This is a genomic window from Sphingopyxis sp. NFH-91, from assembly GCF_021401285.1.
GTDB lineage: Bacteria > Pseudomonadota > Alphaproteobacteria > Sphingomonadales > Sphingomonadaceae > Sphingopyxis > Sphingopyxis terrae_A.
The window spans coordinates 870,060-892,628 of the sequence record NZ_JACBGA010000001.1 but is presented as its reverse complement, the minus strand read 5'-3'; the positions used below and the strand labels follow the sequence as shown (position 1 = coordinate 892,628).

Annotated in this window: 26 protein-coding genes and 1 tRNA gene; 7 read left to right on the top strand and 20 right to left on the bottom strand. The window is 65.5% G+C overall.

The genetic code is table 11. The features are described 5' to 3' along the window. Positions 1-55 precede the first annotated feature (55 nt). Both ptsP and L0963_RS04415 read left to right on the top strand, forming a co-directional pair. Entirely contained in the window at positions 56-2,353 is a 2,298-nt protein-coding gene (gene ptsP / locus L0963_RS04420) for a phosphoenolpyruvate--protein phosphotransferase (protein ID WP_062900471.1), read from the top strand. Positions 2,354-2,432: 79 nt separating this feature from the next. Beyond that, positions 2,433-2,849: a GFA family protein gene (locus tag L0963_RS04415; RefSeq protein ID WP_217372556.1), complete on the top strand. Its 417-nt coding sequence runs from the start codon at positions 2,433-2,435 to the stop codon at positions 2,847-2,849. A 4-nt stretch (positions 2,850-2,853) separates the two neighbouring features. Here L0963_RS04415 and L0963_RS04410 read toward each other — a convergent pair whose 3' ends face one another. From L0963_RS04410 to L0963_RS04370, 9 genes are all read right to left on the bottom strand, one after another. After that, positions 2,854-4,227: a serine hydrolase domain-containing protein gene (locus L0963_RS04410; RefSeq protein ID WP_234178591.1), complete on the bottom strand. Its 1,374-nt coding sequence runs from the start codon at positions 4,225-4,227 to the stop codon at positions 2,854-2,856. Position 4,228: 1 nt separating this feature from the next. Then, on the bottom strand, positions 4,229-4,585 hold the full coding sequence (locus L0963_RS04405; protein WP_234178590.1) for an MmcQ/YjbR family DNA-binding protein: 357 nt from the start codon (positions 4,583-4,585) through the stop codon (positions 4,229-4,231). After that, positions 4,582-5,907, bottom strand: coding sequence for a replication-associated recombination protein A (locus L0963_RS04400; protein WP_217372557.1), 1,326 nt, complete (start codon positions 5,905-5,907; stop codon positions 4,582-4,584). Before L0963_RS04400 ends, L0963_RS04405 begins: the two co-directional genes overlap by 4 nt. A gap of 6 nt (positions 5,908-5,913) precedes the next feature. Then, positions 5,914-7,071, bottom strand: coding sequence for a glycosyltransferase family 4 protein (locus L0963_RS04395; protein ID WP_058813370.1), 1,158 nt, complete (start codon positions 7,069-7,071; stop codon positions 5,914-5,916). A 40-nt stretch (positions 7,072-7,111) separates the two neighbouring features. Then, a complete protein-coding gene (locus tag L0963_RS04390; RefSeq protein ID WP_186402747.1) occupies positions 7,112-8,053 on the bottom strand; it encodes a hemolysin family protein in 942 nt (313 codons plus the stop codon). A 17-nt stretch (positions 8,054-8,070) separates the two neighbouring features. Then, a complete protein-coding gene (ybeY, locus tag L0963_RS04385; protein ID WP_186402746.1) occupies positions 8,071-8,577 on the bottom strand; it encodes an rRNA maturation RNase YbeY in 507 nt (168 codons plus the stop codon). A 118-nt stretch (positions 8,578-8,695) separates the two neighbouring features. Next, on the bottom strand, positions 8,696-10,780 hold the full coding sequence (locus L0963_RS04380) for a transglycosylase domain-containing protein (RefSeq protein ID WP_217372558.1): 2,085 nt from the start codon (positions 10,778-10,780) through the stop codon (positions 8,696-8,698). Between the two features lie 73 nt (positions 10,781-10,853). Further along, the gene (locus tag L0963_RS04375) at positions 10,854-11,726 is read right to left on the bottom strand and encodes a sigma-70 family RNA polymerase sigma factor (protein WP_186402744.1); all 873 of its coding nucleotides are present in this window, start codon (positions 11,724-11,726) and stop codon (positions 10,854-10,856) included. Further along, complete coding sequence (locus tag L0963_RS04370) at positions 11,723-12,175, bottom strand: carboxymuconolactone decarboxylase family protein (RefSeq protein ID WP_217372559.1); 453 nt, start codon at positions 12,173-12,175, stop codon at positions 11,723-11,725. The genes L0963_RS04375 and L0963_RS04370 overlap by 4 nt, the downstream gene beginning before the upstream one ends. A gap of 138 nt (positions 12,176-12,313) precedes the next feature. On the opposite strand from L0963_RS04370, the gene L0963_RS04365 reads away from it, so the two are divergent. After that, a complete protein-coding gene (locus tag L0963_RS04365) occupies positions 12,314-12,697 on the top strand; it encodes a DoxX family protein (protein ID WP_062900479.1) in 384 nt (127 codons plus the stop codon). Between the two features lie 29 nt (positions 12,698-12,726). Here the strand turns inward: L0963_RS04365 and L0963_RS04360 are convergent, their stop codons facing one another. The 9 genes from L0963_RS04360 to L0963_RS04320 form a co-directional block, all read right to left on the bottom strand. After that, positions 12,727-13,734, bottom strand: coding sequence for a PhoH family protein (locus tag L0963_RS04360; RefSeq protein ID WP_003039878.1), 1,008 nt, complete (start codon positions 13,732-13,734; stop codon positions 12,727-12,729). 135 nt (positions 13,735-13,869) lie between these two features. After that, entirely contained in the window at positions 13,870-15,222 is a 1,353-nt protein-coding gene (gene miaB / locus L0963_RS04355) for a tRNA (N6-isopentenyl adenosine(37)-C2)-methylthiotransferase MiaB (protein ID WP_217372560.1), read from the bottom strand. A 7-nt stretch (positions 15,223-15,229) separates the two neighbouring features. Next, positions 15,230-16,024: a lysophospholipid acyltransferase family protein gene (locus L0963_RS04350; protein WP_186402742.1), complete on the bottom strand. Its 795-nt coding sequence runs from the start codon at positions 16,022-16,024 to the stop codon at positions 15,230-15,232. Beyond that, positions 15,996-16,421: a Fur family transcriptional regulator gene (locus L0963_RS04345; RefSeq protein WP_003039883.1), complete on the bottom strand. Its 426-nt coding sequence runs from the start codon at positions 16,419-16,421 to the stop codon at positions 15,996-15,998. Before L0963_RS04345 ends, L0963_RS04350 begins: the two co-directional genes overlap by 29 nt. A 124-nt stretch (positions 16,422-16,545) precedes the next feature. Then, the gene (locus tag L0963_RS04340; protein ID WP_062902952.1) at positions 16,546-16,977 is read right to left on the bottom strand and encodes a MucR family transcriptional regulator; all 432 of its coding nucleotides are present in this window, start codon (positions 16,975-16,977) and stop codon (positions 16,546-16,548) included. A 112-nt stretch (positions 16,978-17,089) separates the two neighbouring features. Beyond that, complete coding sequence (locus L0963_RS04335) at positions 17,090-17,569, bottom strand: GNAT family N-acetyltransferase (RefSeq protein WP_186402741.1); 480 nt, start codon at positions 17,567-17,569, stop codon at positions 17,090-17,092. Continuing rightward, the gene (gene tsaB / locus L0963_RS04330) at positions 17,566-18,210 is read right to left on the bottom strand and encodes a tRNA (adenosine(37)-N6)-threonylcarbamoyltransferase complex dimerization subunit type 1 TsaB (protein ID WP_186402740.1); all 645 of its coding nucleotides are present in this window, start codon (positions 18,208-18,210) and stop codon (positions 17,566-17,568) included. Before tsaB ends, L0963_RS04335 begins: the two co-directional genes overlap by 4 nt. After that, positions 18,185-18,778 carry a malonic semialdehyde reductase gene (locus tag L0963_RS04325; protein ID WP_186402739.1) on the bottom strand — a complete coding sequence of 198 codons (594 nt, stop codon included), beginning with the start codon at positions 18,776-18,778 and terminating at the stop codon, positions 18,185-18,187. Before L0963_RS04325 ends, tsaB begins: the two co-directional genes overlap by 26 nt. Before the next feature lie 29 nt (positions 18,779-18,807). Beyond that, the gene (locus L0963_RS04320) at positions 18,808-19,386 is read right to left on the bottom strand and encodes a NifU family protein (protein ID WP_062900485.1); all 579 of its coding nucleotides are present in this window, start codon (positions 19,384-19,386) and stop codon (positions 18,808-18,810) included. Between the two features lie 62 nt (positions 19,387-19,448). Here L0963_RS04320 and L0963_RS04315 point away from each other — a divergent pair, with 62 nt between their 5' ends. From L0963_RS04315 to L0963_RS04305, 3 genes are all read left to right on the top strand, one after another. Next, positions 19,449-20,321, top strand: a complete 873-nt coding sequence (locus L0963_RS04315; RefSeq protein ID WP_186402738.1) for a hypothetical protein — start codon at positions 19,449-19,451, stop codon at positions 20,319-20,321. Between the two features lie 20 nt (positions 20,322-20,341). Then, a tRNA-Thr gene (locus L0963_RS04310) sits at positions 20,342-20,417 on the top strand. A 325-nt stretch (positions 20,418-20,742) separates the two neighbouring features. After that, positions 20,743-21,234 (top strand): hypothetical protein, encoded by a 492-nt coding sequence (locus L0963_RS04305; RefSeq protein WP_234178589.1) that lies wholly within the window; start codon positions 20,743-20,745, stop codon positions 21,232-21,234. A gap of 5 nt (positions 21,235-21,239) precedes the next feature. Here the strand turns inward: L0963_RS04305 and L0963_RS04300 are convergent, their stop codons facing one another. Then, positions 21,240-21,500, bottom strand: a complete 261-nt coding sequence (locus L0963_RS04300) for a hypothetical protein (protein ID WP_186402736.1) — start codon at positions 21,498-21,500, stop codon at positions 21,240-21,242. 222 nt (positions 21,501-21,722) lie between these two features. Continuing rightward, positions 21,723-21,893: a DUF1328 domain-containing protein gene (locus L0963_RS04295; protein WP_082819779.1), complete on the bottom strand. Its 171-nt coding sequence runs from the start codon at positions 21,891-21,893 to the stop codon at positions 21,723-21,725. Positions 21,894-22,247: 354 nt separating this feature from the next. Between L0963_RS04295 and L0963_RS04290 the strand changes: the two genes are divergently transcribed. Beyond that, entirely contained in the window at positions 22,248-22,532 is a 285-nt protein-coding gene (locus tag L0963_RS04290; protein ID WP_186402734.1) for a plasmid stabilization protein, read from the top strand. Positions 22,533-22,569: the final 37 nt, after the last annotated feature.

Sequence of the window (22,569 nt, the reverse complement as noted above, 5' to 3'; positions counted from 1 at the left end):
AAAGTCGCGCCGGGCAATGGCGTTGGCGCCGTGCATCTGTTAGCAGGATTGCACGATGACCAACGCCCCGCCCCCGCCGACATCCGCCGCCCAGTCGGCCCGCACGATCCTGACGCGGCTGCACGAGGTGATGGCAGCGCGCACCAACGCGCAGTCGAAGCTCAACCAGGTTGTCGGCATCATCGGCGAATGCCTCGATAGCGAGGTCTGTTCCATCTATCTGCTGCGCGAAGGCGCGCTCGAACTTTATGCCACGCGCGGGTTGAAGCAGGAGGCGGTGCACGTCACGCGGCTGGGCCTCGGCGAAGGCCTGGTCGGCACGATTGCCGAGCAGATCGAAACGCTGAACCTCGACGAAGCGGCGGCGCATCCCGACTTTTCCTACCGTCCTGAAACGGGCGAGGAGCTGTTCCACAGCTTTGCCGGCGTGCCGATCATCCGGCGCGAGCGCGCAGTCGGCGTCCTGTGCGTCCAGCATGCCGAACCGCGCCGATATGAAGAGATCGAGATCGAAACGCTGCAGACGGTCGCGATGGTGCTGTCCGAACTGATCGCCAACGCCGACCTGGTCGATACCGCAGCGCGGATCGATGCGGGCGAAACCGACCAGTCGATGCAGCGCCTGTCGGGCCAGAAACTGGTCGACGGCATGGGCGCCGGGATCGCGGTTTTCCATCAGCCGCGCGTGCATATCGAACATACGGTCGCCGACGATATCGAGGCCGAACGCCACCGCGTTTACGCCGCGTTCGACAAGATGCGCGAACAGATCGACCGCATGGCGAGCCAGGCCGAATTCGGCGTCGGCGGCGAGCATGAGGAGGTGCTCGAAACCTACAAGATGTTCGCCTATGACGAGGGCTGGTCGCGGCGGATCAACGAAGCGATCGACAGCGGGCTGACCGCCGAAGCGGCCATCGAACGCGTCCAGCAACGCACCCGGATGCGGATGCGCCAGATCGACGACGCGCTGCTGCGCGACCGCATGCACGACCTGGAAGACCTGTCGAACCGGCTGATCCGGATCGTGTCGGGGCAGATGGGGACGGCGGCGCAAGTCGGGCTGCGGCAGGATTCGATCCTCGTCGCCCGCAACCTCGGCCCCGCCGAGCTGCTCGAATATGATCGCCGCCGTCTCAAGGGCGTGATCCTGGAAGAAGGGTCGCTGACCGCGCACGTCATCATCGTCGCGCGTGCGATGGGCGTCCCCGTGCTGGGCCGGGTCCGCGACGTCCGGACCTCGATCCGCGAGGGCGACATGCTGCTCCTCGATGCCGCCGCCGGAACGCTGCACGTGCGCCCGACGCAGGCGGTGCAGGACGCCTTCGATGCCAAGCTCGTTATCTCGCAAAAGCGCCGCGCGAGCCTCGCGTCGCTGCGCGATCTGCCCGCCATTACTAAGGATGGGGTCCCGATCGAGCTGATGATCAACGCCGGGCTGCGCGAGGATGTTGCGGCGCTCGACCTCACCGGCGCACGCGGCATCGGTCTCTTCCGGACCGAATTCCAGTTTCTCGTGTCGGCGACGCTGCCGCAGCGCGAGCGGCAGCAGCGGCTCTACCGCGACGTGCTCGACGCAGCGGGCGACCGTCCTGTCATCTTCCGCACCGTCGACATCGGGGGCGACAAGGCGCTGCCCTATATGAATGTCGACGAAAATGCGCTGGAGGAAAATCCGGCGATGGGGTGGCGCGCGCTGCGCCTCGCGCTCGAACGCGAAGGCCTGTTGAAAGTCCAGGCGCGGGCGCTGATGGAAGCGGCCGCGGGACGCACGCTGAACGTGATGTTTCCGATGGTGTCCGAACCCTGGGAATATGAGGCGGCACGCCAGTTGTTCATCAACCAGCGCGCCTGGCTGAAACAGCACAACAAGAAGCTGCCCTCGGCGATCCGCTATGGCGCGATGCTCGAGGTGCCGGGTCTGATCGAGACGCTCGATCTGATGCTGCCGCACCTCGACTTCCTGTCGATCGGCACCAATGACCTGACCCAGTTCCTCTTCGCCGCTGACCGCGCGCACCCGCGGCTCGCCGAGCGCTATGACTGGCTATCGCCGACGGTGATGCGCTATCTGGCGCGGGTCGTGAAAATGGTGTCGGGATCGAAGGTCACGCTTGGCGTCTGCGGCGAAATGGGCGGCCGCCCGCTCGAAGCGATGGCGCTGCTCGGCATCGGGATCGAACGCTTGTCGATTACGCCGGCCGGGGTCGGTCCGGTAAAGGCGATGATCCGCTCGCTCGACCTTGGCGCGCTGCGCCGCGACGTTCCGGCGATCCTCGCCCACCCGGCCGCCAACCCGCGCGGGCAATATCTCGACTGGGCCCAGAAGCACCACGTCGATCTGGGCGAGTAACCGCGCGGCTTGACCGCCGACGTAATTGCCTTTGAGAAAATGTTTATGGTATGTTCTCTTCCCAGCCAAGGAGAGAGACATGACCGATTCCCCTGCCCGCGCTTCCGGCCAGTGCCATTGCGGTGCGATCCGATATTCGATGCCGACAGCGGTAGAACATCACGCCCTGTGTCATTGCAGCGATTGCCGCCGCCACGCCGGCGCGCCGATGGTCGGCTGGGCGCTGGTCGCACAGGCCGATCTGGAGCTCAGCGGCACGCCGCAGGTCTACGCCTCCTCGGAGCATGGGCGGCGCCATTTCTGCGGCGATTGCGGTACCGGCCTCTTCTATACCAACGACCAGATTTTCCCCGGCAAGATCGACGTGCAGTCGGGGACGCTCGACGATCCCGACCTGATCCCCGCGGGCGCGCAGATCCAGGTCGCCGAACGGATCGGCTGGATGGAAAAGCTGGATGAGATGCCCAGCTTCGTGCGCTACCCTGGCCAGGAGTGAGGCCTTATTTCCGGGTGCCGGTCTTGTCGTCGCCGGCGACGACGGCGGCGGTGAGTTTGGCAATATCGAGCCGCTGCGCCGCGTCGTCATAGCCCTGCCGGACGATGACCAGCCGCCGCGACGGAATGACGATCACATATTGGCCGCGATTGCCGAAAGCGCCGAAAGCATCGGACGGCACGCCCGCCGATTTGTCGAGCAGCCAGAAACCGGCACCATAACCGAATGGCCCGTCCGGCTGCGGGCCGCTCGGCGTCGAAACGAAGCGCCGCCAGTCGGCGGGCAGAATGCGCTCACCGTCCGCGACGCCATCGTTGAGATAGAGGAGGCCGAGCCGGGCAAGATCGCGCGCGGTCGTCCACACCTGGCTCGACAGGATGAAATCGCCATCCTTGTCATGTTCGACGAAGGTGCGCGTCATGCCCAGCCGGTCGAAAAAGGCCGCAGGATCGAGCGCCTCGCCCTCCTTCGTCAGCGCGGCCTTCAGCGACAGCGTCGCGAGCAGCGTGTCGTTGTTGGCGTAGCGATAGCGGCTGCCCGGCGGGTTGAGCAGCGGCCACTGCGTCGTCCACGCGCGCACCGATGCGCCGCCCATATAGATGGCATCGGTGCGATTGCCGGCGCTGTCGCTCGTCAGACCGCTCGCCATCCGCATGAGCTGTTCGGTGGTGATGAGCGCGCGCGGATCGCCAGCCGATTGCCATTCGGCGATCGCCGCGGGCGCGGCCACGTCGAGCTTGCCGCGCAGCACCGCATTGCCGATCAGCGTCGCCGCCAGCGACTTTGCAACCGAAAAGGTGCGCTGCGCGGTATGGACGTCGTGCCCGGCTTGATAGTGCTCGACGACGATCCGGCCGTCCTTGACGATCACCAGCGCGCTGGTCCGCCCGCCGAAACCGGCAATGTTCATCACCGCCGCTTCATAGCGCGTCAGACCGCGCGGGATCGGCGCGCGCGCACCCTGATCGCCGAGCGGCCATGGCCGTGCGTCGAAGTCGGCGCGCTTCTGCGGCGAAACTCCGGGCCCCGACGCGGGATCGGCGCCAATCGGCAGCGTCACGCAGCCGTCCCGCCCGGTCCACTGCGCGACGCGCGGCGGCATGTCGCCGCGATAGCGGACAAGAACGCGGCGTGCCGTCTGGTCGACATCGGCGGTCAACGCGCGGACGTCGGCCTCGATTTCGGGATAGATGCCCGTCAGCTCGTCGCGTTCGATATCGGCCATCGCCTTGCCCGCGCCGTCCCAAAGCGCCGAGCAGGTGAAGGCGGCGCGATAGCCCGCCGCCCAGGCGCGATTGAGATCGGCCCCCGCGTCCGCAGCCTGCGCCGGCATCGCCGTGAGCGCCATGGCGGCGACGAGAAACGCGCGCCCGCGCACGTCAGGGCCGCGGGCCGAACGCCGCGCGCTGGGCCTTTTTGGCGCGATCCCACCAGGCGCGGCGGATGACGTCGGCGACCCGGCCGGGATCGGCGGGAGCGAAGCGAACGAGCAGGCCGGGCCAGCCTTCATAATGCGGGGATTGCCAGAAGATACCGGGGTCGGTTTCAAGCAACAGCTCCTTTTCCTCGATCGGGCACATGACGTGAAAACTGCCGGCCTCGCGGCCCGGCGAAACGAAGGCCTTGCCGTTCACTTTCGGGCAAGGAGTGCCATAGAAGAGCGCCATTTCGACATCGGGCAGTGCGCAGGCAAAGGCGACAACATCGTCCCAGTCATCGAAACGGAAGGCGCTCACTGCTCCTCCCGCGCGGCGCGGCGGCGCTCGTCCCACCAGGCGATGCGCTCGGCGACGCGCTTCTCGAAACCACGATCGACGGGCCGATAGAAGGTCGCGGGCGCCATGGTATCGGGCCAGTAATTGTCGCCCGAAAAGCCGTCGGGGGCATCATGGTCATAGGCATAGCCTGCGCCATAACCCAGATCCTTCATCAGCTTGGTCGGCGCATTGAGAATGTTCGCGGGGGGCGCAAGCGAGCCGGTTTCGCGCGCCGCGGCCCACGCCGCCTTTTGCGCAGCATAGGCGGCGTTCGATTTGGGCGCGGTCGCGAGATAGAGACACGCCTGCACGATCGCGAGCTCGCCCTCGGGCGAGCCGAGAAACTGATAGGCGTCCTTAGCGGCAATGCATTGGGTCAGCGCCTGCGGATCGGCGAGCCCGATATCCTCGCTCGCAAAGCGGACGAGGCGGCGCAGGACATAAAGTGGCTCCTCCCCCGCGACGAGCATGCGCGCAAGCCAATAGAGCGCCGCTTGCGGGTCCGATCCGCGCAGCGATTTGTGCAGCGCCGAGATCAGATTGTAATGACCGTCACGGTCCTTGTCGTAGACCGGCATGCGGCGGTGCAGGAATTGCGCAAGCTGGGCCGCGTCGAGCGGATCGGCGATCGCGGCCGCGAACAGGGTTTCGACCTGGTTGAGCAGGAAGCGCCCGTCACCGTCCGCGCTGGCGATCAGCGCCGCCCGCGCGTCCGCGGTCACCGGCAGGCTCCGCCCGACATCCGCTTCTGCGCGTTCGACAAGCAGCGCGAGCGCCGCTTCATCGAGCCGGTGCAGCACCAGCACCTGCGCGCGGCTGAGCAATGCGGCGTTCAGCGCAAAACTTGGGTTCTCGGTTGTCGCGCCGACGAGCACGACCGTCCCGCGCTCGACAAAAGGCAGGAAGCCGTCCTGCTGCGCGCGGTTGAAGCGGTGAATCTCGTCGACGAAAAGCAGCGTGCGCTTGCCCGCAGCCGCCATCTTCTCGGCATCGGCGAACGCCTTTTTAAGGTCGGCGACGCCCGAAAACACCGCCGACAGCGGCGCGAAGCGCATCCCCACAGCTTCGGCCAGCAGCCGCGCGATCGTCGTCTTGCCCGTGCCCGGCGGCCCCCACAGGATGATCGACGACAATTGCCCCGCCGCAACCATGCGCCCGATCGCGCCCTCGGCGCCGGTCAGATGCTCCTGTCCGACGACATCGGCGAGGCTGCGCGGGCGCAACCGTTCGGCGAGCGGAACCGGCCCGGTGGCATCGGCTGCCCCGACCGGCGCATCGTCGCCGAACAGATCCCCGGCCATGCCGCGCTACCTCCGCTGCCGCTGCTTCTGGCGGATCAGCCGCAAATAGGTGTCGGCGACCGACTGATTGATCGCGTCCCATTCATAGGCCATGCTTTCGGCCAGCGCCGCCGCACCATGCGCCGCGCGCAACCCGGCATCGGTGCAATAGCGCTCAAGGTCGTCGGCAAAGCCGGTGATCGACCCCGGATCGACGAGATAGCCCGTCTGGCCATGCTTGACGATGCTGGCGCTGCCCGTCGCGCGCGCTGCGACCACCGGCAGGCCGCACGCCATCGCTTCCAGCGTCACATTGCCGAAGGTTTCGGTGACGGACGGGTTGAACAGCATATCGCACGACGCGATTGCCCGGGCGAGATTGGGACCGCCCTGAAAGCCGACGAATTTCGCCTGCGGGAGCCGCGATTCGAACCAGTCGCCCGCGGGGCCTTCGCCGATCACGACGACCTGATGGCGGACCTTGCGGCGTTCGAGCACGTCGATCGTGTCGGCGAAAACGTCGAGCCCCTTTTCCATGACCAGCCGTCCGAGGAAAGCGATGACGGGCATGTCGTCGGCGATGCCCCATGACTGGCGCCAGCTCGCCTCGCGCCTGTCGGGCCGGAAAATGTCGCGCTCGACGCCGCGCGTCCAGATGCCGATGTCATAGTTCATCCGCTGTTCGCGCAGCACCTGCGCAAAGCTTTCCGACGGCGCGATCAGCGCGTCGCAGCGCCGGTAGAGCCGGCGCAGCCACGCGACCATAATCGGTTCGAGGAAGGACAGGTTGTAATAGCGGAAATAGGTTTCGAAGCGTGTGTGCACCGAGCAGGCGACCGGGATATTGCGCCGCCGAGCCCACGCCGCCACTTGCCGCGAAACGCGGTCGGGGCTGGAGATATGCAGGATATTGGGCGCGAATTTCGCGATATCCTCGCGCACGCGGGCCGAGAAATGAAGCGGAATGCGATATTCGGGGCGGTTCGGGATCGCCATCGACGGCACGCTGACAAGATCGCCGGTCGGCTCGAAATCGGGTTCGGCAACCGTCGGCGAATAGACGCGCACCGATGCGCCCTGGCGTAGCAGATAGCCTACAAGGCGGTTGAGCGCCTTGTTCGCGCCATCGACCGTCATATTGTAATTTCCGCTGAACAGCGCGATGCGAAGGTCCGAAACGTCCATCCGATTTGCGCTAGTCCTTTGCCCCGTCAAAGGCAATTCGTCAGAAGTCGGCGCCGCGGTCGGCCGAGGCTTCCAGGTCGACAACCACCGGCGGATGCAGGCGCAGACGATGGACGCGCTTTTCATCGGCCTCAGTGATTTCGATGCGCCACCCGCTCGAGTGGTGCAGCACCTCGCCGACCGCCGGGACATGCCCCGCGAGCACCGCAGCGAGGCCGCCGAGCGTGTCGACATCTTCGTCGACTTCGGCAAGGCGCGGGTCGATTACTTCGCCAATATCGTCGAGTTCGGCGCGCGCATCGGCGTCCCAGCAGCCGTCGGCGCCGGGCACGAACAGCGCGGTCGGCTCGTCGTCATGCTCATCCTCGATCTCACCGACGATTTCCTCGACCAGATCTTCGATCGTGACGAGGCCGTCGGTGCCCGAATATTCGTCGATGACGATCGCGAGGTGCGTGCGCTTCGCGCGCATTTCAGCGAGCAGGTCGAGCACGCCCATCGATTGCGGCACATAGAGCGGCTGACGCAACAGGTCGAGCAGCGGCGGCGGCGTGCGCCCTTCGGCCAGTACCGCAAACACGTCCTTGACGTGGATCATCCCGATGACCTCGTCGAGCGTTTCGCGATAGACCGGCAGGCGGCTGTGCCCCGCATCGGCAAAGATCGCGACGATTTCCTCGAAGCTGGCGCTTTCCGAAATCGCGATGATCTCGCCGCGCGGCACCGCCACATCGTCGACCGTCTGTTCGCCGAAATGCAGCAGGTTGCGCAGCATCTTGCGTTCGATGGGCGACAGATCGCCGACGATGCTGCTGCCGCGGCGCTCGGCGCCCTCTTCCTCGGCCTCGTCGATGACCTCTTCGATCTGCTCGCGCAGCGACGGTTCGCTGTTACCGCCGAACAGCAACGTCCGTATTCCGGCCCACAGGCCGGACCTACTGTCCTCTTCCGATCGGGTCGAAGACCCCTGCTCGTCGGGCATGTCTCTCGCTTTTGCCGTTAATCCTGCACCGCATATGGATTGGCGATGCCCAGCGATGCAAGGGCTTTCACTTCCAAAGCCTCCATCGCCTCGGCGCCATGATCGTCGACATGGTCATAACCGACCAGATGCAGCATCCCGTGCACGATCAGATGAGTCGCATGATCGGCGACCGAAACCCCCTTCTCCGCGGCCTCGCGCACGCAGGTTTCGCGCGCCAGCACGATGTCGCCGAGCAATATCTCGCCATCGTCGCTGTTGCTCATCGTTTCGAGAAGATCGGGCTGGACCTGCGGAAAGGACAGGACGTTGGTCGGCTTGTCCTTCCCGCGGAAATCGCGGTTGAGCGCGTGAACTTCATCATCGTTGGTCAGGCGGATCGCCACCTCGACAAGCGGCGCGGCATCGGCCAGCGCGGCGTAAGGCGTCAGCGCGAGCCCGGCCGCGGCCGCCTCACCGGCGCGCACCTGCCAATCGAGATCGTCGGGCCAGGGGCTGGCCTCGTGCGTTTCGACGCTCAGCATGGCCGGATCGCGGCCGCGGGCCGGCTGCGCTTGTCAACGGAGAGAATCGGCGTGATCATTGCCCCTCGCTACTGCCGCACCGCGCCATGCGCCATGCGAAACTGCTTGCCCACCCCTGTTACGGCGGCGGGGCCGGTGCCGGCTGGGGCTGCGCCGACGGGGTTGCCGGTGTCGGGGGCGGCCCTTGCCCCGAGGGTGGCTGACGGTCACCGATCGGGAGGCGCAGATCGACGCGTGTGCCGCCGATTTCGGTGCTGATGACCGCATTGCCGTCCTCGACCCCGATGCTCGTCTTGTCCCCGACCGGGATCGTCCCGACGTCGGGCACGTCAAGCGGCTGGACCGGTCCCGCAGGATCGGCAGCCCGCGGCGGCTTCTTCGGTTCGGCGCCGCGGCCGCTGGCCTGCACCATGAAATCGCGCCAGATTCGCGCCGGCACGCCGCCGCCGGTCACACCTTGCAGCGGCGAATTATCGTCGTTGCCGACCCACACGCCGACGACCAGCCCATCGGTATAGCCGATGAAATAGGCGTCGCGATTGTCCTGGCTCGTCCCCGTCTTGCCAAAGCCGGCGATCGGCAGCCGCGCCGCGCGCCCGGTACCGCGATTGACCACGGCGCCCAGCATATCCTCTATCCCGTCATGCTCGCGCGCCGAAAAATGGCTGGGCCCCCAGACCATATTTTCGAACCAGCCCTTGTCCTCGCTCTTGAAGGCGCGCGGCACGACCGGATAGGCGTTCGCCGCCACCGCAGCATAGGCGGCGGTCAGTTCCATCAACGTCATCGTCGAGGTACCGAGCGCCAGGCTCGGGTCACCCTTGGCCAGCGGTGCGGTGACGCCCAAATCGCGCGCCATCGCAATGACGCGGTCATCGCCCACTTCCTGCAGCAGCCGCACTGCCGCGACATTGCTCGAGGTCGCGAAGGCGTCTTCCAGCGTGATGCTTGGCGAATAGATGCCGCTGGCGTTTTTCGGCCGATAGGTGCCGATTTCGATCGGCCCGTTGGCGATGCGGTCGTCGGGGCGCCAGCCTTTGCGCAGCGCCGCGAGGTAGACGAACAGCTTGAAGGTCGATCCGGGCTGGCGCCGTGCCTGCGTAGCACGGTTGAACGGCGATGCGGCATAGTCGCGCCCGCCGATCATCGCGGCGACCTCGCCATCGGGGCGCATCGCGACCAGCGCCACCTGCGATTTGCCGAGCGCGGCGCGATTGACCGCACGCCGCGCCGCCGCCTGCAAACGGGCGTCGAGCGTCGTCGTGATCGTCTGGCGCGCATAGCCGATGTCGCTGAGCTTGCGGGCCTGCGGCAGCGCCCAGTCGGCGAAATAGGTGCCGGTGGGTAGGTCATCGCGCTCGCGCACGTCGATACGCGGCGGCCGCATCGCTTTCGCCTCGGCTGCGGTCAGATAACCCTCGCGCGCCATCGCCTGCACGACCAGCCGCATCCGCTTTTCAGCCAGATCGGGGTTCTTGGTCGGGGCCAGCCGCGACGGCGCCTGCACCAGCCCTGCCAGCATCGCCGCCTGCGCCGGGGTCAGCTTTTCGGGCTGGCGATAGAAATAATGGAGCGACGCGGCGCGCAAACCATAGGTGTTATCGCCGAAATAGGCGTTCGACAGATAGCGCTCGAGGATCTCGTCCTTGGTCAGCCATGCTTCGAGCCAGAAGGCGATCAGCGCCTCGCGCGCCTTGCGGCCCAGCGTGCGCTTGGGCGTCAGGAAGGTGAATTTGGCGAGCTGCTGCGTGATCGTGCTGCCGCCCTGGGTGCGGCCGCCGGTAACATTGCTCCACACCGCCCGCGCGACGCTGCGCGGATCGACGCCCCAATGATTATAGAAACGGCGGTCCTCGATCGCGATGAAGGCCTGCGTGACATGATCGGGCAGGTCGGCGACCTTCACCGGCTTGTCGACGACCGCGCCGATGCGCGCGATCGGGGTGCCGTTCGATGCGAGCAGGGTAATCTGCGGCGGCGCAATCGGTTCGAGCGATTTCGACAGCGGCGCCGTAATCGCCAGCCAGCCGACGAGCAGGATGAAGAGAATCGCAAAAGCCGCAAAACCGCGCGACAGCCAGCGCAGCCATCGTGGCCGCGGCTTCTTCGCGCCCGCCGGCGTCGCAGGCGTTTCGGCAGGCGGAAACAGCGGTTCTTCAACCGCCGGAGGCGGAGGATCATCGGAAAAAGGGAAAGCGGTCATTCTTCGCGCCGTATTACACGCCCAATACAGAGCGCGCAATCGCTCCTGCGGCGAAGCGCAATCGGGCGGCACTTCAGTGCATGTGGCGCAGCTTGTCGGGGTTACGCACGACGTAGATGCCGACGACCAGCCCGTCCTCGATTTCCAGCGCGGTCGTCTGATATTCGCCGTCGGCCTCGCGCGTCACGAAGCCGGGTAGCCCGTTGATCGTCCCGACCTCGACCAGCATTGAGGCATGTTTTCCGAACAGGACCGCCAGGCTGCGATGCACCCGCATGACGAGGTTGAAGCCGAGTACCGGCTGCATCGCCGCGGGCCGCTTGCCGCCGCCATCGGACCACATGCCGACATCGGCCGCGAGCAGGCTGCCGAGCGCGCTCATGTCACCGCTCCGCGACGCCGCGAAGAAGGCGCTCGCTATTTCGAGTCCGCGCTCGCGCTCGAGCCGGTAGCGCGGACGCGCGTCACGGACGTGGGCGCGGGCACGGGTCGCGAGCTGGCGCGTCGCCGCCGCATCGCGGCCAATCGTCGCCGCGACCTCGTCGAACCCGACGCCGAAGACGTCATGGAGCAGAAAGGCTGCACGTTCAAGCGGCGACAGCCGTTCGAGCGCAAGCATCAGCGGCAGCGTAACATCGTCGTCGGGTTCCTCGCCGACGATCGGGTCGGGGAGCCACGGCCCGACATAGGTTTCGCGCCGCGCCCGCGCCGATTTGAGCTGGTCGAGGCAGAGCCGCGTCACGGTACGCCGCAGAAAGGCAGCAGGCTCATGCACCACCGCACGATCGGCGCCGAGCCAGCGGATGAAGGCGTCCTGCACCACATCCTCGGCATCGGCGACCGAACCGAGCATGCGATAGGCGACGCGCGTCAGCAGCGGACGCAGCGGGTCGAAACTCGCCGCCGCATCCGCCGCTTCCGCATGCGAAGGTGCCGTCCCCGTCACGCGGCGCGGGCCGGCTGTTCGTACCAAAGGTCGAAACCGACCGCGATACGGTTCCATCCGTTGATGATGTTGATCATCAGCGTCAGCTTCACCTGTTCCTCCGGCGTGAATTCGGCCTCGAGCGCCGCCTTGGCTTCGCCCTGTGTGTGCCCCTGCGACAGGCGCGTCAAGGCGTCGGTCCAGGCGAGCGCCGCGCGTTCGCGAGGCGTATAGCAGGGCGCCTCGCGCCATGCCGCCAGCAGATAGATGCGCTGCTCGCTCTCGCCGCCAGCGCGCGCTTCGGCGGTGTGCATGTTGATGCAATTGGCGCAGCCGTTGACGATCGAGGCGCGGATCTTGACGAGTTCGATCAGGCTTTTCTCGAGGCTGTCCTGCACAGCGAGCGAGGTCGCCATCCACTGCTTCATCAACTGCGGCGCTGCGGCGAAGGGGTCGGTTACCTTGGTCATGTCATCACTCCTTTGTTCGGGTTGTGCCGACATGACGAGGCAGCGCCGGTCGATTGTGACATGGCGCGCGAATAAATTTCGCGGCGACGGCTTTTTGCGATAGCTTCGCCCATCGACAACGACCGAAGGGGGCGTGTGATGAAGTTTCTCGATGGCTATCGTGAACAGGCCTATGCGCTGCTGCGCATTGTCGCCGGCTTGCTGTTCCTCGCGCACGGAGTGCAGAAATTCTTCAATTTCCCGACCGATTTTCCGATGCCGCTCAACCCGATGCTCTATGCCGCCGGAACGATCGAACTCGTCGCGGGCGCGCTGATCATCATCGGCCTGTTCACGCGGCCCGCGGCCTTCATCGCCAGTGGAATGTCGGCGGTCGGTTATTGGGTCGCCCACGCGCCGAACGGGCTCTATCCGATCGTCAACGGCGGTGAGACGATCATCCTCTACACCTTCATCTTCCTGTTCATCGCGACGCGCGGCGCCGGGATATGGAGCATCGACGCCAGCCGCTCCAAAGGCTGAACGGCATTGGCGTCAGGGCGCCGTAGCTCTCAGCTTCCCGGCCCCTCATAGGCTTCGACGATCCGCCCGACGATGGGGTGGCGCACGACGTCGGCGCTCGTGAAGCGGCTGACGTTGATGCCTTCGAGACCTTCGAGCCGCGCGACCGCATCGGCGAGGCCCGATGTCGCGGGCAGCGGCAGGTCGACCTGCTTCGGATCGCCGCAGATCACCATGCGGCTGTTCATGCCGAAGCGGGTGAGGAACATCTTCATCTGCGGGATCGTCGTATTCTGCGCTTCGTCGAGGATGATGAAGGCATCGGCGAGCGTGCGCCCACGCATGAAGGCAAGCGGGGCAATCTCGATCTCGCCGCTCGCGATGCGGCGTTCGACCTGCTCGGCGGGCAGGCAATCGTGCAGCGCGTCGTAGAGCGGGCGCAGATAGGGATCGACCTTTTCCTTCATGTCGCCAGGCAGGAAGCCGAGCTTCTCGCCCGCCTCGACCGCCGGGCGCGACAGGATCAGGCGCTGGACGCTACCGGTGATGAGCTGGGCTACGGCCTGCGCGACCGCAAGATAGGTCTTGCCCGTGCCCGCGGGACCGAGCGCGAATATCACGTCGTCGCGCGCCAGCGCCTGCATATAGGGGATTTGCGACGGCGCGCGCGGGACGATCGTCTTTTTGCGCGTGCGGATCATCACCGGCGGCGCGTCGCTGGTTTCGTGGCGGATGATGCCGTCGAGCGTCGGCTGCGCCGTCATCGCGATCACCGCATCGACCAGCCCGCTGTCAATCTCTTCCCCGCGTTCGATCCGCGTATAAATTTCGGTCAGCACATCGCGCGCGCGCGCTGCGGCTTCGGCCTCCCCTTCGATCTGCACGCGATTGCCGCGCGCCGAAATATAGACGCCGAGCCTGTTCTCGATCGCCACCAGATTACGGTCGAACTCGCCGAATAATATGCCCAGAAGCTGGGTTCGCTCGAACTCCACCGACAATCGGACGCGGTCGCCGGGTTCGGCGGGCGATGCGGCGGTCAGCGGGCGTTTCGACACGTGGGCAGGGCTCCTTCTTTCAGTAACAACCTGTGTACTCCCGCGAAGGCGGGAGTCCATCTCCCGTGGCACCGGAATGCGGCGAAAGGAGATGGGTCCTCGCCTTCGCAGGGAAACCCAAACTCAAAGCCGGCACTAGGCAACCGCTTCCATCAACGGCTCGGCCCCCAGGCTGTTGGGCCCGGCCGATGTAATGCGCACATCGACCATGTCGCCGATCGCCAGCCCCGGCGCCGTCACATGCACCGATTGCAGCCAGGGCGATTTGCCGATCAACTGGCCGTCAAACTTGCCCTTGCGTTCGAGCAGCAGGCGCGTCGCGCGCCCGACCGTCGCTTCGTTGAATGCCTGCTGCTGCTGATTGAGCAGCGCCTGCAGCCGCTGGAGGCGGTCGTTCATCACCGCTTCGTCGATCTGCTCGTCCATCGTCGCCGCGGGCGTGCCGGGGCGGCGCGAATATTTGAAGCTGTACGCCATCGCATAATTGGTCGCGCGCACGATATCGAGCGTCGCCTCGAAATCGGCCTCGCTCTCACCGGGAAAGCCGACGATGAAGTCCCCCGAAATCGCAATGTCGGGGCGCGCCGCGCGAACGCGTTCGATGACGCGCAAATAGCTGTCGACGCTATGGCTGCGGTTCATCGCCGCGAGGATGCGATCGCAGCCCGCTTGCACCGGCAGGTGAAGGAATGGCATCAGCTTGTCGACCTCGCCATGCGCCGCGATCAGCCCGTCGGTCATGTCGTTCGGGTGGCTTGTGGTATAGCGGATGCGCTCCAGCCCGCCCTCCCGCGCAAGCTCGCGGATCAGGCCGTCAAGGCCGATCGCCCGGCCCTTGTCATCCTCGCCGTCCCACGCGTTCACATTCTGCCCGAGCAGGGTGATTTCGCGCACCCCGCCCGCGATGAGCGCGCGCGCCTCGGTGATCAGGTCGGCGAAGGGCCGACTGATCTCGGCGCCGCGCGTATAAGGCACGACGCAGTAGGTACAGAATTTGTCGCAGCCTTCCTGCACAGTCAAAAAGGCCGTCGGGCGCTGACCGCCCGCGCGCTTTGGCAGCGCGCCGAACTTGCTTTCGAGCGGCATGTCGAGGTCGATCGCCTTTTCGCCGCGTTCGGCGCGCGCGATCAGGTCGGGCAACCGGTGATAGGCCTGCGGGCCGACGACGACATCGACGCTCGGCGCGCGGCGCGCGATTTCGGCGCCCTCGGCCTGCGCCACGCAGCCGGCGACCGCGATCGTCGGCGTACTGCCGTCCTCGCGCTTCAGCCGGCCGATGTCCGAATAGACCTTCTCGGCCGCCTTTTCGCGGATGTGGCAGGTGTTGAGCACGACCAGATCGACATCGGCGCCGTCCGCGGCGGGAACATAACCCTGCGCGCCCAGCATCTCCGACATGCGTTCGCCGTCATAGACGTTCATCTGGCAGCCGAAGGATTTGACGTGGAAGGTCTTGGCGGGATTTTTGGCGGGGGAGTCGGATGTCATCGGCGCCCTATAGGCGATGGCGGCTGATCGCGGAAGGGTTTGGCGTCTGCGCCATCGCGCCGGCGATCGCGGCGCGCGCGGCCTCGGCCAATAGCTTGCGGTCCGCCTCGGCATCGTTGGGCAGCGGATCGAGATAATGGATGGTCAATGTGATCGGCCGCTTGCGCGCGAGCAGACGCTTGAAATTGTCGAGGCCCGATTCGGGATCGAGCCACGCAATATCGGGAGCCTCGACCCCATAGTCGAGAAACACCGGCTGCACCTGGAGCCGTGGCGGCGTCGGAATCACCGCCTGCAACAGCGACGGCCGGAATGGCAGCAAGCCGTCGCCGGGCCCCGTCGTCCCTTCGGGAAACAGCGTCACCGGGCGCCCGCGCGCAAGCGCATTGCGCAGATCGTTCGTCTGATTGTGAATCTCGCGCTTCGCCTCACGCTGGACATAGATGGTGTGATTCTGGTCGGCGAGCCAGCCGACGAGCGGCGTCGTGCCGACCTCGGCCTTGGACACGAAGGCCGATCGCGCCGCACCGCCGAGCGCCAAAATGTCGAGCCAGCTGACATGGTTCGACACGAACAGGACATCGCGGCGCAGCCGCGTCCCAGTCGTCGTGACCCGCAAACCCGCGATCCAGCCGACCGCGTTCAGAAAGGCCATGACCATCGGCGATGGCCGCCCGATGGCGCGGTAGAAAAGGTGCGGGACGATCAGGAAAAGGAGCGTCAGCACCATCAGCGCAAGACGGAAGACCGAGCGCCAGGTGATCCGGGCGCGATCAGTCGCGCTTGCGATCGATGGCGACACCGTAAAGCTCCATGCGGTGATCGACGAGGCGGAAGCCCAGCCGTTCGGCGATCACCTTCTGCAACGCTTCGAGTTCGGGATCGACGAATTCGATCACCTTTCCCGTTTCGACGTCGATCAGATGATCGTGATGCGCCTCTGGCGCGGCTTCGTAGCGCGAACGGCCATCGCCGAAATCATGGCGGTCGAGGATGCCCGCTTCTTCGAACAGGCGCACGGTACGATAAACGGTGGCGATCGAAATGCCGCTGTCGATCTTCGACGCGCGCTCATAAAGCGTTTCGACGTCGGGATGATCTTCGGAATCCGAAATCACGCGCGCGATGATGCGACGCTGTTCGGTAATCCGCAGGCCCTTTTCATGGCAAAGGGCTTCAAGATCGATGGAACCGGGCATGATGGCCTTTCGTGCAAAGCGCGCAGGTCGCGTCCTGTTTCTTCAATCTGTATAGGGTCGCCCCGCGCATAGAACAAGGGCGGCGCCCCCCGGCACCGCCCCTGCATTTTGCGCCGTGAAAAGCTCAGACTTTCTTGCGCTTGCGGCCACCGCCGCGTCCCTTGGTGCCCAGGCCGATTTCCTTGGCGAGCGCGCGGCGCCGTTCGGCATAATTGGGAGCGACCATCGGATAATCGGCTGGAAGGCCCCACTTTGCGCGGTAATCGTCGGGCGTCATGCCATAGTGGGTCATCAGGTGGCGGCGAAGCATTTTCAGCTTCTTGCCGTCTTCCAGACACACGATATGGTCAGGCTTCACCGACGCGCGGATCGATACCGCGGGCACCGGCTTTTCTTCTTCGACCGCCTTTTCGCCAAGGTTCGACAAGGCGGTGTGGACGTTGTTGATCAGGATTGCGAGATCTGAAATCGCGACGCTGTTATTGCTGACATGCGCCGCGACGATGTCGGCAGTCAGCGTGACGAGCATTTCATTTGTATCGGCAGACTCCGACATGAAACTCATTCCCCATATAAAGACCCGGATAATCAGCGATTTGATTATTGGGGGGTTCCTACCCCGAGGAAATTCATGCCATTTTGGTGGGAATTTCGCAATGCCTCAATTGCTAATGATCAGCGTCCTTGACTAGGCGCCGCATCGTAATCGCATCGCGCATTACGCCATCGCGCCCGCGATAATAAGCAGGGCGCCGTCCGCACTCCGTAAAACCCGACGCCCGGTAAAGATGAATAGCGTCATTGTCGGCCCGCATTTCAAGGAAATAGTCTTCGGCGCCTTCGCCCGATGCCCAATTCTGCCAGTCGGTCATGAGTTTTTTTGCGACGCCGCGGCCGCGAAAGGCCGGGTCGACGGCGAGCAGGAGCAATTCGCTTTCGGGACCGGCGATCCGCGCCGCATAAAAGCCGCACGCCCGCTCCCCGACCCATGCCAGACAGATGCGCGCCGAAGGTAGCGCGAACAGCGTCAGCAACTGACCTGCACTCCACGCTTCGCCATAGGCGGGTTCGAACGCCGCATCCATGATCCGCATCGCCGCGTTCAGGTCTGCGACGCGCGCGGTGGCGATCCGCACTGCCTCGCTCATGGCGTCGCCATCGGTTTTGCGTCGGGCGCCCGCCCGTAAATGGGACGGGGGTGATCGAACAGGGCTTCCGCCGGCAGCGCAGGGAGCGCACGCGCGTCGGGCAGCATAACGAGCGCTTCGCCGAAGCCGCGGCGCGCGACGAAAACGTCGGCGCGGTTCCCGACTATCAAGCCATCCGCGTTCTCTACGGCGACTTCGGGTAGCAGCGATTGAACTGGCCCGCGCGGCGTCAGCTTGGCGCCGAAGGGCTGGACGAACCATTGGCCGTGCCCGCCCTCCATGACGACGAGCGCGCCGCCTGCCGCCGCAATCGGCGCGGCCGCCGCCGCGGCGACGAGGGCGGGGGTCGAAAAGCCCCGGACCGGGACGCCCCAGGCCAGTCCCAGCGCGCGCGCCGCTGCGACGCCGATGCGAACGCCGGCAAAGCTGCCGGGCCCGCAGCCCACCAATATCCCGGCCGCTCGTCCACCGCCTTGCAGTTCGGCGATCAGGGGGATCAACCGTTCGGCATGTCCGCGCCCGATCACCTCGTGCCGCGCATCGACGGTGCGCGCGCCATCGATCAGCGCGACCGTGCAGGCCTCGCTGGCACAATCGATGACGAGCCGGAGCGCGTCAGGCGATGCGGTTGAAGCGGTCAAAGTCCGGCCGCGGGCTGCGCTCGAAGATGCTCGCCGGATCGCCATAGCCCAGCGTCGAGATGAAATTGCTCTTCACATTCGGCGTATCGGCGAAAAATGCGGCGTCGACAGCGTCATTGTTGAACCCCGACATCGGTCCGGTATCGAGCCCGAGCGCCCGCGCGGCCAGGATGAAATAGCCCCCCTGCAGACTGGAGTTGCGGAACGCGGTTGTCGCCGCGTGCGGCGCATTGCCAGCAAACCAGCTCCGCGCGTCGGTGTGCGGAAACAGTTCGGGCAGATGTTCGTAGAATTCATTGTCCATCGCGATGATCGCAGTGACCGGCGCCTTCAATATCTTTTCGGCGTTCGCGGGCATCGACAGCGCGGCGAGCTTTTCCTTGGCGGCGTTCGAAACGCACCAGACAATGCGCGCCGGCAGACTGTTCGCGCTCGTCGGGCCGAATTTCATCAGATCCCAGATCGCGCGAAGCTGCGCGTCCGACACCGGCTTGTCGAGATAGCCGTTATAGGTACGCGCGGTGCGGAAAAGCTGGTCGAGGGCGCTGTCGGAAAGCGGCTCGCTCATCGGGACATACTCCTGTGGCTGGGATCAGATCAGACCGCGTGGACGGCGGTGACTTCGGGAACATAATGTTTGAGCAGCGACTCGATTCCGTTCTTGAGCGTCGCAGTCGACGAGGGACAGCCGGCGCAGGCGCCCTGCATCTTCAGATAGACATTGCCCTTGTCGAACCCGCGATAGACGATGTCGCCGCCGTCGTTAGCGACCGCCGGGCGGACGCGCGTTTCGATCAATTCCTTGATCTGGTCGATGATGTCGGCATCGGCCGGGTCATCGGCAAAGCCGTCCTCCGCGTCGCCCGGAACGCTGATCCCCGCAGCACTCGCCGGGTTGAACAGCGGCATATCGCCCAGGAAATGATCCATGATGATGCCCAGCACATCGGGCTTCGCCATCGACCATTCGGCGCCGGGCGCGATCGTCACCGACACGAAGTCACGCCCGAAGAAGACGCCGCTTACGTCGCCGAGCGTGAACAATGCCTGCGCCAGGGGCGAGGCTTCAGCCTCTTCGGGGCTGGCAAAGTCGCGGGTTCCCGTTTCCATGACCGGACGGCCGGGCAGGAATTTGAGCGTCGCGGGGTTCGGAGTCGGTTCGGTTTCGATCAGCATGGGTCGCATTTGGGACCGCGCGGCCCTTTGTGCAAGCCGCCGCGCCGCGCTACACGCCAAATATGCGCCGTTTCACCCATTTTGCCGCCATCGACTGGTCGGGCGCCCGCGGCGCGCGCCAGCGTGGCATTGCACTCGCCGTGGCGAGCGGCGGGGCGGCGCCCGCGCTTGTCCGGCCGGGGCATGTCTGGTCGCGCGCGGAGATATTCGACTGGCTCTGCGACGTTGCCGCTCAAGGCACCGACATTCTGATCGGCTTCGATTTTTCGGCCGCATTCGCCTTTGCCGACCGCCACGCCTATTTCCCCAAATGGTCCGACAGTCCGCCCGATATGCGCGCGCTGTGGGCGCTCGTCGCGCGCCATGCAGCGGACGATCCGCATTTCGAGGCGCATGGCTTTCTGAACAATGTGGAAGCCCGCCGCCATTTCCGCCATGCAAAGGGCGATGTCGGCGACTTGTTCGAGGGCGGTACGGGCCGGCTGCGTATCGTCGAACAGCATCAGCGCGCGACGCGCCAGGCGGCGAGTGTGAGCAATTTCAACCTCGTCGGTGCGGCGCAGGTCGGCAAGGCAAGCCTGTCGGGGATGCGGCTACTCCACCATCTCGGCGGCGCTCTCCCACTCTGGCCGCTCGATCCGGCGCCCCCGCGCGGCCCGCTGCTCGTCGAAATCTACACCGCGCTTGCCGCGCGCGCCGCGGGCGTGCCCGCCGGACGCAGCAAGATCCGCGACGGCGCCGCGCTCGACACCGCGCTCGCGGCGCTCGGCTCGCCGCCGGCGGGGCTTGCGGGCCCGGTCAGCGACCATGCAAGCGACGCGCTGCTCAGCTCCGCGTGGCTTCGCGCGATCGCCGCCGATACCGCGCCCTGGTCTCCCGCACCGCTCACCCCGACGATCGCGCGCACGGAGGGCTGGACCTTTGGCATAATTTGACGCAAGGGGCGCGAACGCGCGCCGGCTTAGCTCAGTTGGTAGAGCAACCGCCTTGTAAGCGGTAGGTCGTCAGTTCGAGTCTGACAGCCGGCACCATCTAAAGCGCTGAAATCTGCAGTTTTTGCCAATTTTCGGCAGTTTTTCTGCTATCACCGTGGTTATCGCCCCCCCAGATTGTCTCCGTTTGCTCCACCCCATCGCAGGGCACCCAGCTACTGCATTTCCGGCTCGTCTCACCGGCACCCGTCACCACAGAGGTCGAGGTTGACACGCGCCGCCATTGGGACCGCGAATTCCGCATGCGCGACCTCGCCTGATGCCCCGATAAGGGACGGGGTGAAGCCTCGCACGCTCCGCAATATCAGGGCAACGTCTGGCGCCCGCGCGCGTTAGGCAAAGAGAATTGGAAAGGAAGACCATGGTGCGGTTGCTGCTTGTGATGACGTCGGCCCTGTCGATCGCCGCCGCGACGCTTTCACTGCAATCCTGCGGCGCGAGTGATGTGGAGGCGGCGCCGCCGGCTGGCCCGCTTAACAATGTCGTGACTCTTCCCGACGGTTCGACGCTCGCCGCCGCCAAGGGCTCGCTTTCGCGCAACATCGCCGAGTGGCTGGCGTCGCGCGACGGGCAGAAGGGCGAGTTTGCATTTGGTGGCTTCGCCGAGGATCGGCCGATCCTGACGCGCGCAGGCATCGGGCAGGCGGCCGACCTTTCCAACATCCTGCGCGCGGCGCCCGCGGCTTCGATGGAAATTGCCGGTGACGCTGGGCAGGCGCGGGCGCTGGCGCATATGCTCGGCGACCGCGGCATCGCGCCTGATCGCATGAAGGTGGTTCCGGCGGCTGGACTGGGTAGTGTATGGCTGACGATCGACAGGGGTTCGACCGCCTCGTTGACAACCGCGAAATCCTGACGGCGTCATTCGGACCCTAGCGCCCGAAACCAATCGGCATAATCTGTATTTACCGCCATGCGGCGATTGAGATCGGGGGCGCCATCCGACCACCACCCCGGTCCGCGCTCGCCGAGCCCCCGCTTCGCGCGATCGACCGCGGCCCTCGACCGCCGCATGGCGGCGGCGTTCTTCTCCTCGCGCGCCATGCGCACCGCCCGCCGCGCCGCCATGAGGTCGGAGACAAGACGCGTGCGCTCTTTTTCCGACAAGTTGGGATTGGACATCCGCCAAAGACGACCGCGGACCACGAAATAACGGCCGTCGGGCGTCACGGGGTGGTGAAAAGATCGCTCTGGCACGTGCTGCCGCCCTTCCTTCCTCGGCGCAGCCGTCGGCCCGAACATGAGCTTAGGTGACCGGCGGCCGAAGGGTCGTGGGCCGCCGGCACCCGTCAGAAAAAGCGGACGAAAGATCGTCCACCCTTCCCGAACCAACGCCCGCGTCGATCAGGGCAACGTGCGGCGACCGCGCCCGAACAGAAAGGCGAGGACGAAAAGCACGACGCCGATGACGAGCAGAATTTTCGCAAAGCCGGCCGATAGACCGGCAATGCCGCCAAAGCCGAGAAGCGCGGCGATCAGCGCGACGACGGCGAAGATAATGGCCCATTTGAACATGAAATGTCTCCCGCGTTCCGGCCGCGCCGGTCCGCCTCCCCGCGTTTAGGCGTAGGAGCGGCAAGACGCGCCGTTCGGTCTATCCTTAGTGGATGCTCACCAAACGCTGCCGAACCGCGTTGGTTCCGGCTCCAATGCTCTGAATTTCCTTTCATAACATAGGTTAAGTCGATGTTTTCAAGTGATCTTTCAGGGGGCAATGGCCGCGGCCGTGCGTCTCCCATGCGCGCCCGCCCCCGAGGGCGATCTGAGAAGAAGAGGCCATCATGGCGCAGAATAATCAGCAGGGCGGCAGTCAGCCGAACCAGAACCCCCGGCCAGAATCCCGGCCAGGACGGCAAGCAGAAAGGTTCGATGCCCCGCACCGACAAATCAAGCTACACCGACAAGCAGAAACGCAGAGCCGAGCATATCGAGAAGGGCCATGAAGAGCGCGGGGTGAGCAATGAGGAGGCCGAGCGCCGGGCTTGGGCGACGGTCAACAAGGAATCGGGGGGCGGCGACATGTCGGGGTCGGGCCGCGGCCATTCCGACACCCATGAATCCTCGCGCAAGGGCAGTTCCGGTGAAAGCCCTGAGAAGCGCTCTCACGCAGCAAAGAACGGATGGGAAATCCGGCGCCGCTACGGGAACGGATGAGGAGGCGGATAAGGATGGAGCGATTGCGGCCTTGCGG

Bases quoted from the DNA above. Each gene is read 5' to 3' on its own strand.
- ptsP (WP_062900471.1), top strand. From the start codon at position 56: ATGACCAACGCCCCGCCCCCGCCGACATCCGCCGCCCAGTCGGCCCGC.
- L0963_RS04415 (WP_217372556.1), top strand. From the start codon at position 2,433: ATGACCGATTCCCCTGCCCGCGCTTCCGGCCAGTGCCATTGCGGTGCG.
- L0963_RS04400 (WP_217372557.1), bottom strand. From the start codon at position 5,907: ATGGCCGGGGATCTGTTCGGCGACGATGCGCCGGTCGGGGCAGCCGAT.
- L0963_RS04395 (WP_058813370.1), bottom strand. From the start codon at position 7,071: ATGGACGTTTCGGACCTTCGCATCGCGCTGTTCAGCGGAAATTACAAT.
- L0963_RS04390 (WP_186402747.1), bottom strand. From the start codon at position 8,053: ATGCCCGACGAGCAGGGGTCTTCGACCCGATCGGAAGAGGACAGTAGG.
- ybeY (WP_186402746.1), bottom strand. From the start codon at position 8,577: ATGCTGAGCGTCGAAACGCACGAGGCCAGCCCCTGGCCCGACGATCTC.
- L0963_RS04380 (WP_217372558.1), bottom strand. From the start codon at position 10,780: ATGACCGCTTTCCCTTTTTCCGATGATCCTCCGCCTCCGGCGGTTGAA.
- L0963_RS04370 (WP_217372559.1), bottom strand. From the start codon at position 12,175: ATGACCAAGGTAACCGACCCCTTCGCCGCAGCGCCGCAGTTGATGAAG.
- L0963_RS04365 (WP_062900479.1), top strand. From the start codon at position 12,314: ATGAAGTTTCTCGATGGCTATCGTGAACAGGCCTATGCGCTGCTGCGC.
- miaB (WP_217372560.1), bottom strand. From the start codon at position 15,222: ATGACATCCGACTCCCCCGCCAAAAATCCCGCCAAGACCTTCCACGTC.
- L0963_RS04345 (WP_003039883.1), bottom strand. From the start codon at position 16,421: ATGCCCGGTTCCATCGATCTTGAAGCCCTTTGCCATGAAAAGGGCCTG.
- L0963_RS04340 (WP_062902952.1), bottom strand. From the start codon at position 16,977: ATGTCGGAGTCTGCCGATACAAATGAAATGCTCGTCACGCTGACTGCC.
- L0963_RS04335 (WP_186402741.1), bottom strand. From the start codon at position 17,569: ATGAGCGAGGCAGTGCGGATCGCCACCGCGCGCGTCGCAGACCTGAAC.
- L0963_RS04325 (WP_186402739.1), bottom strand. From the start codon at position 18,778: ATGAGCGAGCCGCTTTCCGACAGCGCCCTCGACCAGCTTTTCCGCACC.
- L0963_RS04320 (WP_062900485.1), bottom strand. From the start codon at position 19,386: ATGCTGATCGAAACCGAACCGACTCCGAACCCCGCGACGCTCAAATTC.
- L0963_RS04315 (WP_186402738.1), top strand. From the start codon at position 19,449: ATGCGCCGTTTCACCCATTTTGCCGCCATCGACTGGTCGGGCGCCCGC.
- L0963_RS04300 (WP_186402736.1), bottom strand. From the start codon at position 21,500: ATGTCCAATCCCAACTTGTCGGAAAAAGAGCGCACGCGTCTTGTCTCC.
- L0963_RS04295 (WP_082819779.1), bottom strand. From the start codon at position 21,893: ATGTTCAAATGGGCCATTATCTTCGCCGTCGTCGCGCTGATCGCCGCG.
- L0963_RS04290 (WP_186402734.1), top strand. From the start codon at position 22,248: ATGCCCCGCACCGACAAATCAAGCTACACCGACAAGCAGAAACGCAGA.